The organism is Kitasatospora sp. NEAU-CNBT7 (assembly GCF_057220535.1).
The window spans coordinates 1-16,307 of the sequence record NZ_JBXQQB010000060.1; the positions used below are offsets into that span (position 1 = coordinate 1).

Genomic DNA, 16,307 nt, shown 5'->3' on the forward strand with positions numbered 1-16,307 from the left:
CCCGCGGAGCGGGTCCCTCCAGGCCTTCGGCCCTCCGTTCGCGATCACGCTCCGCGTGATCGACGGACCCGCTCCGCGTGTCCGTGACCTGACCTCCGGTCAGGCCGGCCCGGCTCCGCACGGGCCACGGGGCCGGTCGCTCCGCTCCGCCGGCCCCGGCTGCCCCGATCGGGCCGAGGCATCATCACATCGCTGACCTCGCATTTTTGTTGACCTAACAACCGGCTGACTAGGGGGAGAATGACGCGGAGGGGGCGCGTGCCGGTCGGCTTCACTCCCGCAGATTGGTCTAGACCGTGGTCCAGTCCACTGTTTTCACTCCCCTGCCGGGGCGGGGCGGGGTGCGCTACCCTGGCGAGGTAGGCAACGAACCCTAGTGTATCAGTTAGAGACTGTCGGATGATCCCGTCGGAACCGGGGTTCCCATCCCAGATTTCCGGGTGCTCCGAGGGAAGCAGAACAGCCGGGCAGGCTAATCGCGTATTCCGGTTCACCGGTTTTCTGACCGACGAACCGCACGTATCAGCAAAGCAGTGTCGGGCAATCCCGCGTAAACCCTGGTACGGGTCCGGGAATGAGTGAGGGAGATACGTCTTCGTGGATATCGTGAAGCCCGGCCTCACGGCCGCTCAAGCCGCTGCCGGCGTCTCGCTGCGCGGCCACCAGGAGGAGGCCCTGGAAGCCATCGTGCGGGGCCTCACGCCCCGTCCGGGGCAGTCCTACCCGAACGGGATGCGGGTGACGGTGCAGATGGCCACCGGCTCCGGGAAGAGCTACGTGGGGGCGGCGGCCGGGCAGAAGCTCGCCCCGCGCGGCATCGTCCTGGTGGTCGTCCCCACCCTCGACCTGCTGGTGCAGATGATCGGCTCTTGGCGGGCCGCCGGCCGCTCCGGGGACATGCACGCCGTCTGCTCCCTGGTGGACGACGAGCTGCCCCACGGCGTCGCCGCCAGCACCCATCCGATGATCATCGGGATATGGCTGGCCCAGGCCGCCCGGCACCGCAGGCCCACCACCCTGTTCGCCACCTACGCCTCGGTCGGAGCCGTCGCGGACGCCTACCAGGTCCACCGGAGCAGTCCCCAGCTGGAGGCGCTGCCTCCGCTGGCGCTGATGGTCTGCGACGAGGCGCACCGCTCCTCCGGCAGCGCCGAGAAGACCTGGACCGTGGTGCACAACCAGATCGAGATCCCGGCCGCGCGGCGGCTCTACATGACCGCCACCCCGAGGATCTGGATGCCGCCCACCAAGGCCATGAAGCAGCGCGAGGATGCCCACCAGCCGCTGCCGGAGGAGTTGGCGGTGTCCATGGACGACCAGCGCGTCTACGGCCCGCACGTGTACTCCTTGGGCCTCGCGGAGGCCATCGACCGCAAGCTGCTCGCCCCGTTCGAGATCGTGGTGCTGGAGCTGCGCGACCCGCTGGCCGACCGCCAGGGCGCCGAGCGGCAGGGCGTGCCGTGGGGGCCGGGGGTGGGTGAGGCCGAGGACGGCAGCGAGGACGCGGTGCCGGCCGAGCGGCTCGCGGCGGTCCAGGCCGCGCTGGTGAAGACGATGGTCGAGCGGGGCGTGCAGCGGTGCATCACCTTCCACACCCGCACCCTGGACGCCCGGTTCTTCTCCGAGACGCTCAACCAGACCGTCGAGAAACTGCACCGTGAGGACCCGGAGAAGTACCCCGCTGAACTCTGGGCCAATTGGCTCTCCGGTGAGCACGACGTGGACTTCCGCAAGGAGGTACTGGCAGACTTCGGGAAAGGCGAGGAAGACGACGGCCTCGCCTTTCGGGTGATCTCGAATTGCATGGTCCTCAGCGAGGGCGTTGATATGCCGAATGCGGACGCCGTGCTGATGTTCGGTGAAGGCGGCATGGTCGTCAATGTCCAGCGCCTCGGACGGGCCGTCCGCATGGAGCCCGGGGAAGGGAAGGAAGGGAAGATCGCACGGATTCTCGCGCCTGTTTTCCTCAAGCCCGGAGAAGAGCCAGGAGATATTCTTGAGTCCGATTCCTACGGGCCGCTGGTCAAGATTCTGACCGCGCTTCGCAGCCACGATGCGAAGGCCGTCGAGGCCCTCGCGGTGCCGCAGCGCTCCGGCAAGCGCACCAAGGGGCGCAGCGCTGAATGGGCGTCCCGGCCTGGTGAGGGCGGGTCAGGCGGCGGTGGAGGGGGCTCCGGTGAGGGGGCGTTCACGCTGCCGGTCAGGTTCCAGTCGCGAGTGGACGAGAACGTGCTGGCCTTGTTCGTGGCCTCGCGTGTGCTGACGGGTGAGAATCAGCTCTGGCGGGAGGGCCTGAATCACGCGCGGCGGTGGTACGAGGAGACCGGTGGACTCGACGTTCCCTATTCCGCGATGGTCGGCGAGAACGGGAACTATCCGCTCGGGAAATGGCTTTCCGAGCGGCGCGGGGAGAAAGCGAACGGTGAATTGGCGCGTCACCGGGTCGAGATGCTGGATCAGCTCGGCATGATCTGGTCCGTCTCGGACGCGCGGTTCGAGGCCGGCCTCGACTGGGCGCGGGTCTGGGCGAAGGGGCACGGCGGCTCTTTGGCGGCGCCGGCGCGGGCCTCGGTCGGCGGGTATGCGATCGGCACCTGGCTCGCGGAGCTGCGGGCCGCCGCCCAGGTCCCGGCCGGAGAGCCCGGCTCGCTGGCGCCGGAGCGGCGCCGGGCGCTGGAGGAGATCGACCCGTGGTGGTGCCCCACGTGGCCGATCACCTGGCAGCGCACCTACGCCACCGCCCGGCAGTGGTGGCTGGAGTGCGACGGCGAGGTCGACTGGGCGCACTTGTCGGAGGAGACGGTGTTCGAGGGTGAGCAGCTCGGCCGGTGGGTGCTCGCGCAGCGGGCCGGCGCGCCCCGCCTGGAGGTGGAGCAGCAGGAGCTGCTGGCGGCGATCGGCATCGAGGCCGACCCCGAGCTGGTCGCCGCCAAGCAGGCCGCCGAGGCCAAGCCGAAGGTCTCCCGCGGCGACCGCTTCGCACAGGGCCTGGCGGCGCTGGGGCGGTTCGTGGAGCGGGAGCGGCACGTGCGGGTGCCCCGGCCGCACAAGGAGCCGCTGGCCTGGGTCGAGGGCACCGGGGACGTGGAGGAGGGCGAGGAGGAGGTGACGCTGGTCCACTTCCCGCTCGGCACCTGGCTCAACAACACCAAGGCCCGCCGGGACAAGCTCAGTGCGGGGCAGCGCGCGCAGCTCGCGGAGTTCGGGGTGGAGTGGGCGTAGCGGGGCTGTGCGGGCCGGGGCCGTGCCGTGCGGGTGGCGGCCTGCTGGGGCCGGATCGTCGTGGCGCAGCAGAAGGGCGGAGAAGGCTTTAGGCCTATCTCCGCCCATGCGGGCGGCGGTGTGACAGCACCGTGGTCGCCCTCGTGTTCGCCGAATCGTCGCTGGAGCTCCGTCCCGGGAAACATGACCAGAATGTCTTGTTCGGTGGGGGCCCACAAGTCCGTCTGGGGCAGAAACGCCGCCTGCGCTCAACGAGGCCGGGGCGAGGTGGTACCTGGTGATGCGCCGGTCCGGCCGCTGAGGTGCGAGAACGTTCTGGCCAGCAACGCTGCTCACGGGTGGGGCGTTTACGCCGAATGTCCCCTTCCGCTGCGAGGGCGCGGGGCCCGGCCGCGGCCAGGGTGTCGACCAGGCGGGAGACCGTGGGGTCGGAGGCCACCGGTCCGAACACGGCCGGCTCGGCCCGCAACATCGCGACATCGGCCAGGCAGTCCCGCCCAGGGCGACGGCGAGCGCGACATCCAGCAGGATCTTGCCCGGATCGTGCACCGCCCTCGGCTTGCGCCACGGCGCGAGCGCCGCCGCCAGCGCAGCGGCCAGCCCCGTCCTTCGGCCGTCTCCACCAGCAGCACGCCGCCGGCCTGCGAGACCACCCCGCTACCGCCACCAGACACACGCACACGCGGGTAGGACCCGATACGCTTACTCACCTGGAAAGTGCCTCCGACGGCGCGGGAACAAGGGCCTAGACAATCCTCATTCTCGCTGGTCAGAGGCACTTTTCGCTTATCTGATCACCTGTCGGACGGGCCGCTCATGAAAGCCCGAGGCTAGACGGAAGACTGACAGCCTGGTCGTCGTTGTCGTCGGGCTGGGCGAGGCGCTGACGGGTGCTCACGGGCCTCTCCCGGTGGTCGTGGTCGGGGTTGCTGCCTCTGAGGGATATCCGGCGCTCCCGACAGCCGCCAAGCCCGTTCCCGCCCGGATGCCGAGTACGAGCCTGAACGCCGCCCGTCGGCGGCCCGGATCCAGTTCCGCAGCGTCTCGGTGTTCACCCCCGGGTCCTCGGCGACCGACTTGATCGTCGCCGAGAGCCGGGACCGGTACAGCGCGACCGCGTCCGCCTTGAACTGCGGCGGGTAGTGCTTCATCACCATCTGTGCAGGACTCCTGTCCACCCGGACCATCAAGATCCAGGTGTCTCTGGTGTCCAACATCCGGAGTCAACGCCCGACAGCACCCAGGACGCGGCTGTTGATGGCGGGTTCCCCCATTAGGTGGCTTGTAGGTCATCCGCCGCGCCGTCCTCGCAGGCCTGCCCGATGAGGCAGACCTGGGGGCACTATCGGCGGTGTCGGCTGAGACGGATGAGGCCGAGCGGGGCCAGGAGTAACCAGTTCCCTACCGAGTGGACGCGCAGCACCAGTGCTGGCGCGCCCCGCGAGATCGTCATCACCCACCTCGCCACAGGCTGATCGCCATCCTTGCCTGGGCGCGCACGTCATTCAGCGGCCTGTGTTCTTACCGGCTGTCGCACAAGAGGGAAGAGCAATGTCCTTTCGGAAGAAGAGCCTTTCCATCGCCGCCGTTGCGGCGATGACCGTCCCGATGAGCATGGGCATGATGTCTGCCGCGCATGCCGCCCAGCTGCCCAGCAACTGTGTCCAGTCCGACACCGGTTTGGTGACGTGTACCTTCACGTCCCTCAACCGGGAACAGACGTTCCAGGTGCCGCAAAATGTGCTCAGCCTTCACGTTGTCGCCACCAGTGCCCAGAGCGGCTCTGGGAGCTATGGTGGCCGTTCGGGAGAGGGGGCCCGGGTGACCGCCGACTTTTTGGTGGGTGTGAAGCAGACGATCACGCCAGGTGAGACGCTCTACGTCGAGGTGGGTGGCAAGGGCACGGCCAAGGGTGGAGGCGGCTGGAACGGCGGCGGCAGTGCTGGTCATAACGGGGGAGCGGGTGGCGGCGGTGGCGGTGGTACTGACCTGCGCACGGTGGCAAAGCCAACCGACGGGTCCTCCGAGCAGGCGAGTCTTCAGTCGCGTTTCCTTGTCGCGGGCGGTGCGGGTGGCGGTGGCGGAGCCGCAAGCGGCGGATTCAAGGCGGGTCCCGCGACTCTGAACGGTGATGGTGGCAACGGTGGCCAGCCCGGGCAGGATGCGAACTGCGGGGGATCAACGGTTCCGGGTGGCGGGGCTGGCGGCCCGTCCGGGGGCGGGCACAACAGCTCCAACTCGGGGGGCGATGGCAGCCTGGGGCAGGGCGGTTCTTCGGGCAACCTTGGCGGTGGCGGTGGCGGTGGTCTCTACGGTGGCGGATCAGGGGCGCAGACCTCGTATCAGGGCTCAGTCATGGGCTCTGGTGGTGGGGGTGGGTCCAGCCTGGTTCCCGCGGGTGGCAGTGCTGCTGTCGCACTGGCTAATACGCCCGCATCCGTGGTGATCTCCTATTGGAGTGGAAAAGAGGTTTTCAGGTTCTCGGGCGGTGAGCAGCGGTTGGTCGTGCCGGAGGGTGCCACGTCTCTGACCGTGAAGGCGGTGGGCGCTGCGGGTGGCACCGGTTCGGGCCCCGAGGGCGGGTCGGGTGGTGATGGCGGTCAGGCCGTTGTGGAAGTACCGGTCGGACCGGGCCAGAAGGTGCAGGCCGGGCAGACGTTGTATGTGGAGGTTGGCGGGGACGGGGGTAACGCTGGCAGCAACGGTGAAGCCGGGGCCGGCGGCTGGAACGGTGGTGGCACTGGCGCCGCGACGGACGGCAGCCACGGGGAGGGCGGTGGTGGCGGCGGCGGTGCCAGCGACGTGCGGATCCTTCCTGCGGTCGATGGCGTCGCAAGCCTCGCCTCCCGTCTGGCCGTCGCCGCGGGTGGTGGCGGCGGCGGCGGTGCGGACGGCGGCCCGAGCCAGACCACGGGTGGCCGGGGCGGTGTGGGCGGTGCCGCCGGCCAGTCCAGCGGGCTTGACTCCGGTGGCCAGCCCGGAACCGCCACCACCGGCGGTTCCGGTTACGGCCCGGGTACTCTCGGTTCGGGCGGTTCCGCAGGGCAGAGCCACGGCTTCGGTGGTGGTGGCGGCGGCGGCGGCTTGTATGGTGGCGGCGCGGGGCAGAGCAGCATGACGGAAGGCCCACACAACGGTGGCGCCGGGGCGGGCGGCGGCTCCAGCTACAGCCCTGGCGGGACCAGCGGGACCGACAACACAGGAATCTCCGAAGTTGTGATCACCTGGTCATAGCCCCGATGGGCCTCAGCCCGGATCCACTGGGTGATCGTTGCCGGGGAGGCTCCGTAGAACGAGTTCACGGCGGGTACCGGCGAGGAGCGGCACCGGCTGCGGGCGTTCGTCGAACGGCACCGCCCCGGGGTCGGCGCCGAGGAGACCGCGGCGCAGCTGGCGGCCTGCGCCGCCGTGTGGGAGCAGGCCGGGCCGGGCGGCCGGGGCCGGGCGTGGGAGCGGCTCTGGTGCTCCTTCCCGCGGCTGCTGGTGGTCCTGATCGGCACGGCGGCCGCCGGGGTCCGCTCGGCGGTGACGGACCTGCGCCTCGCCGCCGAGGAGAACCCGACCACCGCCGAAATGCTCGCCGCCGTCCCGGCCGGCGCCGCCCGGATCGAGGACCTTATCCAGCGCGGCCCGTCCGCACCCATCTGGCACCCGCTCAGCAGTGGCGGGCGGGCGTGCGGGTGGACGGAGCTGTAAACGGCGAGCGGAAGCCGCAGGGGGCCTGCCGCCGACCGGGACGGCTGCCCTCCTCCCCGCTCCCCCTCCCCCGGCCGGTGGCGCTGCAAAGCGGGGCCGCCGGGCCACCGCACAGCGGACAACCCCTCACGCCGTCGGCGCGCAGCATCAGGTGGCCGGGATCTTGTCACCGCTCCTGCTCTGCGCGCCGACTCTCCCACTCCCCCTCTTCGGCGCTCCGGCGGGCGGACTTCTTCCGGCCCGCCCCAAAGCTGCCGGTCGGAGCGGCGGGGTGTACCGGCCCGACGCCGAGGTTCTTCTGGACACCGCCGGCCAGGAACTGCTGGCCGCGATGTGCCGCACCGACCCAGGCAGTCTGGAACGGGCGCTGCCCGCTTGGGCCGCCGGACCGGCGGCCTTCCCCGAGGCGCCGGCGGACGGGCGTCCCCAGGCGCGCTGGCAACTGGGCTCGGCAGCAGTTGGCCCGGTCGCATACGCGTGCCGGCCGTGCACGACTCGGAGGGCTGGTCAGAGGGTGGCTGCGATGCGGTACCGCGAGGGGTGGCAGCGGGGCTGTCGGTACCACCGGCGGTGGTTGCTCGGTGCCGGTGACGGCCACGGCCTGGAGCATCTGGACATCGCAGGCTGTCCGGAGATCGTGATGGCGCAGCGGCGCTGGCCGGCGGTCGCCCGGAGGGCTGTGGCGGCTGGGGTGGAGCCGGGGGCGGTGTTCTTGGTGGCGCGGGCGGTGGTGTGCCAGTGGTGGGAGTTGGCGCTGGGGTGGGAGCGGGAGCGGGTGTGGCCGGCTCGTCTGCATACGCTGGCCGGCGGGGACGCGGGAGCGGGCGAGGGGTTTGGTGGTGGCGGGTGGTGGCGCGTGAGGCGGCGACGTTCCCTGAGGTCGTCGCCGTGGCCGAGGCCTTGGTCGATCCGGTGGTCACCGAGGGGGTGTGGCGGGACAGCGGCGGCGAGCGCGTGCGTCCCTTCCCTGCGGATGGTGAGTTCGCCCGGGAGCTGGGGCGCAGGCTCGGGCGGCCGTGGCTCGGTGAGGTGGACGCGGTCGCTGGCAGCGGAGCGCTGGTCAGGTGGCGGGGCGCGGTGGTGCGCCGGCGCCGCGGTGTCGGGAAGGTCGGCGAGCGGGGGCTGGACCCGTGGTGGCTCCCGCGCGAGGACCAGCCGGTCTCCGTGGCCGCGCACCTGAGGACGTTGGCGCAGCGCGCGGACGGCAGTATCGGTTGGCGTGTCAGCGTGCCCCGGGAGGAGCGTACGTGGATCGGCGAGAAGATCCGTGAGGCCACGGACCTGCTGGCCTTGCTGGACGTGCACGACACCGCGACCCTGGCTGTCGCTGCCCGGGAGCTGATCGGTGGGCTGCGGCAGGGTGCCGCCGCTCTCGATGAGGCCGTTGTCGCGGTCGCGAGTGCGGCGCAGCATGCGGGTGTTCCGTTGGAGAGCTTGAGCGCGTGGTCGGGGACGTCTGCGGAGGATCTCTCGCGAGGTGTCGTCCGGCACCGGGCTGACTTGAAGGAGCGGTACGGGTGACGGCTCCGCTATCACGCGGGGGAAGCTCCGCGGGGGGTGGTTTCGGCGGGGGTGGTTTCGGCGGGGCGTCGCTCGTGCGGGTGGGTGGTTGCCGTCCCGCTCTATCTGCTGCTTTCTCACGTACTTGACTGTCCGTCGTGGCGGACATGGGCGTGCCGGGACCGGCTGTCGCGGCGGATGGCTTCGAGGCGGTCTTCGCCGTAGCCGGGGAGCTTGAGCAAGAGCGGTGGCAGCGGGCGGCGGCGCGGGTGCGGTTCGAGGAGTTACGGCCGGTGTCGGCGTTCCCGCTGATTCCGGGCAAGCGGTGGGGACCGGGCTGGTGGTGGTCCGCCACGACCGGTGGGCACGTGGCCCACGGATCAGCGGCCATGGTCGTGCAGTTGATGCTGCTGGACCGCGACCCCCAGGTGGTGGGGATGGCCGGGCGCCCGCTGCGGGTGCTGTGGCGCGAAGGGGACGGCCGGGTGCGCTCCTGGGTACCGCAGGTGTTCGCCCGGTACGCGGACGGGACGGCGCTGCTGGCCGACTGCCCCGGTGCCCTGGTGCGGGCGGGGTGGCAGCGCAGCGTGCGGCCACGGCGGTGGGGTTGGCGTGCGCGCGGGTGGGGTGGGTCTATCGGCGGCTGCGGGCGCCGGATCCGGTGGTGGTGGGCAATGTGAGGTGGCTTGCGGGGTACCGGCATCCGCGCTTTCGCGGCGTAGCGGAGGTGGAGGGGGCGGTATTGGAGGCGTTCGCGTGTGAGCGGCCGCTGGTGGAGGGGGTGCGGGCGGTGGGCAATCCGCTGGTGGTGCTGCCGGTGGTCTACCACGCGCTGTGGGCGCACCGGCTGCGGGCGCCGCTGGACCGTCCTCTGCACGGCGGGGTGCTCGTCGGGCCGGGCCCCGCTTGGCCCGGAACTGGGGCTGGGGCTGTCGGGGGCGGCGTCGTGGGTGCGGGGGCGGGGCGGTGAGCCGGGCGGCAGGGGGCCGGCCGGTGCTGGCGGTGGGCGTCCATGTGGTCTTCGAGGGCCGGACCTGGCAGGTCGTCGGCGTGCAGGGGCAGCAGGTGCGGCTGGCCGACGAGCAGGGGGCGGCGGTGACACTGCTGGCGGGCTACCTGTTCACGGCCGCTGACTTCGCGCTGGCCGGTACCGCGGCCGCGGCGCCGGTGCCGCAGTGGGGGCTGTTCGCGACCGTCCCGCTGCGCCAGCAGGAGCGGGCCCTGGCCTGGCAGCGGCACATCCGGGAGGTGGAGACCGGGCTGCTCGACGCGGCGGCAGGCGGTGGGCGGGTGCCGAGGCCGGAGTACGACCCGGCCACCCGCACCCTGGCCCAGCGCGAGCTGGCCAAGGCGCAGGAGCTGTCCGCGACCGGGTTCGGGAAGACCACGCGCACCACGGTGCAGCGCATGCGCCTGGAGTACCGAAAGAAGGGCCTGTGGGGGCTGGTCGACCACCGCACCACCCGTACTTACAGTCCGACCGGGCGCGCGGATGAGCGCGTGGTGGCGGCGGTGCTGGAGGCGATGCGGCGCCAGCGCGGCCGCTCCAAGGGCACGGTCAAGGGTCTGCGGCAGCTGACCGCGCAGGTGCTGGAGGAGCGTCACGGCCCCGGCGTCGTCAAGGTTCCGGCGCAGGCGACGTTCTACCGCCTGGCGGCCGCCCTGGCCGACCCCTCCGAGCGGCCAGGCAGCCCGGCCCGCACCGCCGGCAAACCGGCCCGCCCCTACCGTCCGACCCGGGTGCTGCGGCCCGGCGAGCAGGTCATGCTCGACACCACCCGCCTCGACGTCCTCGCGGTGTTCGACAACGGCACCACCGGCCGCCCCGAGCTGACGATCGCCCTCGACGTCGCCTCCCGCTCGGTCCTGGCCGCCGTCCTGCGCCCGGCCGGGACCAAGGCGGTGGACGCCGCCCTGCTGCTGGCCGAGATGGCCGCCCCGCACCCCGTGCGCCCCACCTGGCCGCAAGTGCTGCAGCTGTCGCGCGCGCCGGTGCCCTACGACCTGCTGGTGGACGCCGACGCCCGCCTGCGGGACATGGCGGCCCGGCCGGTGGCCGTGCCCGAGACGGTGGTCGTCGACCGGGGGCGGGTGTTCGTCTCCGAGGCGTTCCTCGCCGCCGCCGAGACGCTGGGCATCAGCGTGCAGCCCGCTCCCCCACGCCAGCCCGCCGCCAAGGGCCCCGTGGAGCGCACCTTCGGCTCGATCAACAGCCTGTTCTGCCAGCACGTCGCCGGCCACACCGGCTCCGACCCCACCCGGCGTGGCCCGCGCGCCGAGACCGAGGCGTCATGGAGCGTGGCGCAGCTGCAGGACCTGCTGGACGAGTGGATCACCACCGAGTGGCAGAACCGGCCCCACGAAGGACTGCGCCACCCCGGCATGCCCGCCGTCGCGCTGTCCCCCAACGAGATGTGGGGCGCGCTGCTCGGTGTCTGCGGCCACGTCCCGCTCCCGCTGACCGGCACCGACTACGTCGAGCTGCTGCCCGTGGTGTGGAAGCCGATCACCGAGCGGGGCATCCGCCTCGACCACCGCACCTACGACCACCACGCCCTCAACCCGCACCGCGGCCGGCCCTCCGGTATCGCCGCGCAGAAGGGGCGGTGGGAGGTCCACCACAACCCCCACGACCAGCGTCAGGTCTGGGTCCGCCTGCCCGACGGCCAGTTCACCGCGGTGCTGTGGATCCACGCCGAACACGTCCACCAGCCGCTGGGCGATGACCTGTGGCAGCACCTGAAGGAGACGGTGGGGCGCCGGGGCAGCCGCGAGCAGCACGAGGCCGACCTCGTGCAAGCCTTGGACGATCTTCTGTTCAAGGTCCGCACCGGCCAGGCCAGCGCCCGGGAGCGGCACCTCGCCACCCTCCAGGCACCCGCCGCGCTCCCCCACAACCTGACCCCCGGCTCGGCTCCGGGAGAAGTCTGGATCGAGGGTCAGGACCGGCCCGGGCGGGCCGCTGCCCCCGATAGGGCCGCCGGACAGCCACTTCCGGGCGGGCGGCACGGTGCCCCGGGCCAGGACCGTAGGCCCCCCGCTGGCGGCGGGATCCCCGGGCCCGCCCGCGCGGAAACCGGCGACCAGCCCGGCAGCGGCCAGGCCCCGGAGCCGACCGTCACGGCGCAGGCCGGCCCTGCGGGACCGCGGTCTGCACCCTGGCAGAGCCAGAGCGGCGGCGACGGAGAGGCCGTGCGGGGCGGATGGCCGGGCGAGGAGAGCCTGGACGAGCTCGACACCGACGAAGACGACGAGGACCTCGACGGCCAGGGCGCGTGGCCCGAAGAAGAACAAGGGGGCGCCTTCGCCCTGTACGACGCCCGCAAGGAGGCCGAACTGTGGTGACCGACGACCCCGCCGACATGGCGGGGCCCGGACTGGACGCGTCCCCCACCACCTGGGAGCTGTTCCGCCGCTTCGCCGACGACCCGCCCCCACTGCCCCCCAAGCCCGGCGATCCGCCGCGCACCATCGAGCAGCGCCTGGCCTACCACTCCCGCTTCGTGACCGTCCGCACCCCCGCCGTCCTCAAGACCTTGCTGGAGGTCCGGACCCTGATGGCGCTCGGGCGCTACCAGCAGACCACCGCCCGGCCCTCACTGATCGTCACCGGACCGACCACCACCGGCAAGACCACCGCCCTCCTGGAGGTCGGCCGCACCTGCCACCTCGCCGAACAGGACCGGGCCGGCCACGTGGCCGGCCAAGTACCCGTCGCCTACCTGCTGGTCCCACCCGGCGCCAGCGCCAAAGCCCTCGCGCTCGAGTTCGCCCGCTACCTCGGCATCCCCGTCTCCGCCCGCATGACCCAGGCCCAGATCGCCGCAGCCGTATGCCACACCTACAACACGGTCGGCGTGCGGCTGGTGATGATCGACGAGATCCACCGCCTCAACCCGCGCACCAGCACCGGCGCCGAGGCCGCCGACTTCCTCAAGGACCTCACCGAGCGGATCTCGGCGACCTTCGTGTACGCGGGCATCGACGTCACCGCCACCGCCCTGTTCACCGGCACCGCCGGCGCCCAGCTCGCCGGCCGCGCCGGCCTGATCGACTGCGACCCCCTACCCGCCGTGGCCCGTACAAGCCACACCGGGCCCGGCGGCAGTGCCACGGCGCGCGACCGAGGCAGCAGCGACAGAAGCGAGGAACCGGCGGGCAGCGAGAGCAATACCCGGCGGGGAAGGAACGGGAGCAGCACAGACGGTGCCGGTGAGAGCGGGAAGGGCACGGTGTTGATCCGGCCCTTTCGCGAGACGGTGGCCGCGATGGAGAACGCCCTCGACCCGCAGCACCACCGCCCCGGCAGCCTCGTGCACCTGGCCCCCTACCTGCACGAGCGCACCGCCGGGCGCATCGGCAGCCTCTCCCGCCTGCTGCGGCGGGCCGCGATCACCGCCATCCTCGACGGAAGCGAGAAGGTCACCCGCTCCGGCTTGGACGCCATCGCCCTGGACCACCTCGCCGAAGAGCACTACCGGCCCCACACCCCCAGCCGCCGGACCTCCCGCGCCAACGCTCCCGCCCGGCGTTCCACATGACGTCCCGCCGGATGGCCCGCCCCGTCAGGCCGCCCGGGACCGGCGCCCTGTTCCTGGAAGCTCTCGCGGCATCCGAGGCGCGCTCCCGCGGCGCCACCGCGACCGCCGGCCCCTCGCCGGTCCCGGAAAAGCCCCGCGCACCACGGCCCCTGAATCCGGTCCACCCGCCGACGGCCGGAGCCGTGCGGGTGCGGCCGATCCCCCACGAGAGCACCGCCTCCTACGTGAACCGCCTCGCCCACGCCTACCGCACCACCACCGCCCACCTCCTGGACGCCCTCGGCATCACCCTCACCAACGCCCGCAGCAGCGGCACCGGGGTCGGCACCGCCGAACTCCACCTCGACGCCGCGGCCCAGCACCAACTGGCGGCCTTCGCCCGCACCCCGCTCGGAGACCTCAGCCGGGCCCTGCCCCACCTGGCCGACGACCGCACCCGGCCCCTCTCCCCCTACATCGGCGCTCCCCGCGCCACGACAGCCGGAAACCCACCGCCGCCCGCCGGCCTCTGGCAACGGCTCGAGCCCGGCGAACAGTCCGTCCTGGCATGCCCCGCCTGCACCCTGCGCCACACCCGAGGAGCCACCAGCCGCGCCCACATCCACCCGCCCGCACACCAGGCCCTGTGCCCGCGCCACCGGCACTGGAGCCTGGACCCGGACAACCACCTGACCACCATCGCCCTGCCGGAACTGCGCCAGGCCCACCGCGACCACCAGCGCCTGCTCCGCCACCAGGACGCCGCCAACGCCACCATCTGGGCCAAGGCCATCACCACCCGCTGGTACGACCAGCAGACCGTCCTCACCACACGCTGGCAGCACCGCCTGAAGCGCCTGGCCGACACCAACCCCCACGCCACACCCGCCGGAAGGTCGTGGGCCCTGTACGCGCGTGACCTCGTCACCTACCCCGAGACGGTCGTCCTCGCCCGCTCCCTGGCCACCACGCGCCTCCCCCACCGGCCACGGCAGGACACCGGCCCCGCCCCGCATCCCGCGGTCACCGCGTTCTGCCGCCACACCGCCCACCGCCTCGGCATCGCCCGCCTCGCACCCCCACCCGGCGACCTCCTGTGGACCTGGATCCACCGAACACCAGCACGCAACGACTGACCAGGCCGCTCCCCACCCGCATCAGGCCGAAGCGAACGCCTCCAGACACTCCCCTCCGACACACCACGATCGTTAGGGTCTGCCCATGGCAGCGCGCTTCCACCGCATCGAGGCTCTCTTCGGCGGCCGACTCGACCAGGTCACCTTCACCCAACTCGCCGCTCTGGTCGGCAACACCGACGCCTTCGAGGACGAAGACCTCGACTACAAGTCGATCCACTACGCCCCGGACAAGAAAGCCGAACTGGCCAAGGACGTGGCCGCGATGGCGAACACCATCGGCGGCGTCCTGGTCCTCGGGCTCGCCGAAGACCGAAAATCCCGTTGCCCAAGCGCTGTCGTCCCGGTGGAGCTCACCGACGGCCGTCTACGCCAGATCCGGGCCACAGTCGCCTCCAACCTACGACCCGCCCCACGGATCGAACTGATCGCCAAGGAAGACGCACCCGGATCCAACCAGGACATCCTCCTGATCGCCGTCCCCCGCAGCCCCGACGCACCCCACGCCGTCATCGAACACAACCAGGACCACCGACTCGCGTACCCCTACCGCGACGGCGACACCACCCGCTGGCTGACCGAAGCCCAGGTCGCCACCTCCTACAGGCGCCGCTTCCAGGAACTCACCGACCGCAGCGACCGCCTCTCCCGCATCGAAAACGACATCGAGGACACCACCGATAACCTCGCGCCTTACCTCCACCGGGTCGGCGGACACGCACTGCTGACCGTATCCCTGGTCCCCGACGTCCCCGGCGACATGGTCATCGACAACCGCACCATCCGAACCGTCAGCGAGCAAGAACTACGGGCCGCTCCCCTGATCGGACGCACCAGCGCGCCCTTCACCCAGACCCGTGTCGGCCACCGCCGCATCGTCCTGCTGGACCACGGGCAGCCCCCGGACTACGTCGCCGAACTCCACAGCGACGGCTCCGGCGCCTGGGCTGTCCCCGTGCCCACATGGCCGCTGGCGACAAGCGAGGCCAACCCCTGGGGTCACGGCGCCGACACCGACGCCATCGTCACCCTCGTCCTGGCCGCCCTGCGCCACCTCGCCCGCCATGCCGTGACCCGCACCGGGGCCAGTGGCACCACTGCCCTCCGCGCCCGACTCAGCAGCCGTACGCCCACCAACTCACCCGTCCTGCTTCCTGGTACCACTCCCCTGTGGCAGGCCCTCCATCTCGCTCACCAGCGCCTCTCCGGGGATGCGAGCGGAGTGCAGGTAGGAACCACGGCCCAACGCACCGCTGCCGGGCAAGCCCACGCCCTTCTCGACGACCTCGCCGACGGAGGTGCCCTGCTCCTCCAAGCCGCGTCCCTGCTCATCGGCGACCTCTTCCAGCACTACGGCCTCGCCGAAGCCCCCAGATCACCCGCGACGGAACCCTCAACGCCGCTACCTGGGCCGAACCCGAACGCACCCTCGTCACCACCTGGGCCAAGCAGGCCAGCATCACCGTCCAATGACCCGCCGCTCGAAGACGAGACACAACGCCAACCGGACCACTGCCACCCCGGTTCTACCGGCGACCTCCTATGGACCTGGATCCACCACACCCGTATCAGCTGACCGCCGGGCCAACCGACACACCCACCACCTATGGGACTACCAGCAGACCAGCAGGAAACCCCAGCACACCTCAGACAACCCGCGATTCCCGACCCATCGTCAACACCCGCAGATCAGAACCCCGGAAGGCGGCACCACTCAACAGAAACGATCAAGAAAACGGGCTCCAACCCCCTGGAGCGGCCCCACAACGCCCTCATTCAAACCACAACACCCCACGTCACAGGCCTACATCACAACCGAAATACCGACCGGTCAGGGTCTATCAGGATTTCGGTGTACGGCACCCGTTTGGGCTAGGTGTTGATCTTGCTGTGGGGTGTGGGCCGGTTGGCTCACACTCGTCCGGCTGACAGGCGTCCGTCGAAGGCGATGTCGAAGGCGTTGAGGGCGCCGAGCCAGCGGTTGCTCCAGCGTTGGCGGCCGCGTCCGGTGGGGTCGAGTGCGAGAGTCGCCAGGTAGAGCCGTTTCATCGCGGCCTGTTCGTTCGGGAAGTGGCCGCAAGCGGTCGCTGCCCTGCGGTAGCGGGAGTTGAGGCTCTCGATGGCGTTGGTGGTGCAGATGATCTTCCGGATCTCGGTGTCGAAGCCGAGGAAGGGCACCATCTCGGGCCAGGCCCTCTCCCAGAGTTTCACCACAGCCGGGTAGTTCGCCTCC

Annotated in this window: 12 protein-coding genes and 1 pseudogene; 10 read left to right on the forward strand and 3 right to left on the reverse strand. The window is 71.6% G+C overall.

The annotated features are described in order from the left end of the window. Nucleotides 1-597: 597 nt before the first annotated feature. Entirely contained in the window at nt 598-3,222 is a 2,625-nt protein-coding gene (locus AC2TEW_RS36535) for a helicase associated domain-containing protein (protein ID WP_484627568.1), read from the forward strand. Nucleotides 3,223-3,541: 319 nt separating this feature from the next. Here AC2TEW_RS36535 and AC2TEW_RS36540 read toward each other — a convergent pair. Together AC2TEW_RS36540 and AC2TEW_RS36545 are read right to left on the reverse strand one after the other, a co-directional pair. After that, nucleotides 3,542-3,932: pseudogene (locus AC2TEW_RS36540) on the reverse strand (transposase); the annotation flags it as partial. Between the two features lie 120 nt (nt 3,933-4,052). Then, the gene (locus tag AC2TEW_RS36545) at nt 4,053-4,439 is read right to left on the reverse strand and encodes a transposase (RefSeq protein ID WP_484627569.1); all 387 of its coding nucleotides are present in this window, start codon (nt 4,437-4,439) and stop codon (nt 4,053-4,055) included. Nucleotides 4,440-4,773: 334 nt separating this feature from the next. On the opposite strand from AC2TEW_RS36545, the gene AC2TEW_RS36550 reads away from it, so the two are divergent. The 9 genes from AC2TEW_RS36550 to AC2TEW_RS36590 all read left to right on the forward strand — a co-directional run bounded on the left by AC2TEW_RS36550 (nt 4,774) and on the right by AC2TEW_RS36590 (nt 15,650). Beyond that, nucleotides 4,774-6,456: a hypothetical protein gene (locus AC2TEW_RS36550; RefSeq protein ID WP_484627570.1), complete on the forward strand. Its 1,683-nt coding sequence runs from the start codon at nt 4,774-4,776 to the stop codon at nt 6,454-6,456. 174 nt (nt 6,457-6,630) lie between these two features. Next, nucleotides 6,631-6,918 carry a hypothetical protein gene (locus tag AC2TEW_RS36555; RefSeq protein WP_484627571.1) on the forward strand — a complete coding sequence of 96 codons (288 nt, stop codon included), beginning with the start codon at nt 6,631-6,633 and terminating at the stop codon, nt 6,916-6,918. Between the two features lie 846 nt (nt 6,919-7,764). Then, the gene (locus AC2TEW_RS36560; protein WP_484627572.1) at nt 7,765-8,439 is read left to right on the forward strand and encodes a hypothetical protein; all 675 of its coding nucleotides are present in this window, start codon (nt 7,765-7,767) and stop codon (nt 8,437-8,439) included. 146 nt (nt 8,440-8,585) lie between these two features. Further along, a complete protein-coding gene (locus AC2TEW_RS36565) occupies nt 8,586-9,098 on the forward strand; it encodes a TnsA-like heteromeric transposase endonuclease subunit (RefSeq protein ID WP_484627578.1) in 513 nt (170 codons plus the stop codon). Then, the gene (locus tag AC2TEW_RS36570; protein ID WP_484627573.1) at nt 9,041-9,388 is read left to right on the forward strand and encodes a hypothetical protein; all 348 of its coding nucleotides are present in this window, start codon (nt 9,041-9,043) and stop codon (nt 9,386-9,388) included. The genes AC2TEW_RS36565 and AC2TEW_RS36570 overlap by 58 nt, the downstream gene beginning before the upstream one ends. 23 nt (nt 9,389-9,411) lie before the next feature. Further along, nucleotides 9,412-11,763, forward strand: coding sequence for a TnsB C-terminal domain-containing protein (locus AC2TEW_RS36575; protein WP_484627574.1), 2,352 nt, complete (start codon nt 9,412-9,414; stop codon nt 11,761-11,763). Nucleotides 11,764-11,780: 17 nt separating this feature from the next. Beyond that, nucleotides 11,781-12,959 (forward strand): TniB family NTP-binding protein, encoded by a 1,179-nt coding sequence (locus AC2TEW_RS36580; protein WP_484627579.1) that lies wholly within the window; start codon nt 11,781-11,783, stop codon nt 12,957-12,959. Between the two features lie 188 nt (nt 12,960-13,147). Beyond that, nucleotides 13,148-14,074: a TniQ family protein gene (locus AC2TEW_RS36585; RefSeq protein ID WP_484627575.1), complete on the forward strand. Its 927-nt coding sequence runs from the start codon at nt 13,148-13,150 to the stop codon at nt 14,072-14,074. An 85-nt stretch (nt 14,075-14,159) separates the two neighbouring features. Next, nucleotides 14,160-15,650 (forward strand): AlbA family DNA-binding domain-containing protein, encoded by a 1,491-nt coding sequence (locus tag AC2TEW_RS36590; RefSeq protein ID WP_484627576.1) that lies wholly within the window; start codon nt 14,160-14,162, stop codon nt 15,648-15,650. Between the two features lie 335 nt (nt 15,651-15,985). Here AC2TEW_RS36590 and AC2TEW_RS36595 read toward each other — a convergent pair. Continuing rightward, nucleotides 15,986-16,307 (reverse strand): transposase (locus AC2TEW_RS36595; RefSeq protein ID WP_484627577.1); only part of this gene is annotated, 322 nt, incomplete at its 5' end.

Coding starts and splice junctions, on each gene's coding strand:
- AC2TEW_RS36545 (WP_484627569.1), bottom strand. CDS start 4,439: ATGTTGGACACCAGAGACACCTGGATCTTGATGGTCCGGGTGGACAGG.
- AC2TEW_RS36550 (WP_484627570.1), top strand. CDS start 4,774: ATGTCCTTTCGGAAGAAGAGCCTTTCCATCGCCGCCGTTGCGGCGATG.
- AC2TEW_RS36565 (WP_484627578.1), top strand. CDS start 8,586: ATGGGCGTGCCGGGACCGGCTGTCGCGGCGGATGGCTTCGAGGCGGTC.
- AC2TEW_RS36580 (WP_484627579.1), top strand. CDS start 11,781: ATGGCGGGGCCCGGACTGGACGCGTCCCCCACCACCTGGGAGCTGTTC.
- AC2TEW_RS36590 (WP_484627576.1), top strand. CDS start 14,160: ATGGCAGCGCGCTTCCACCGCATCGAGGCTCTCTTCGGCGGCCGACTC.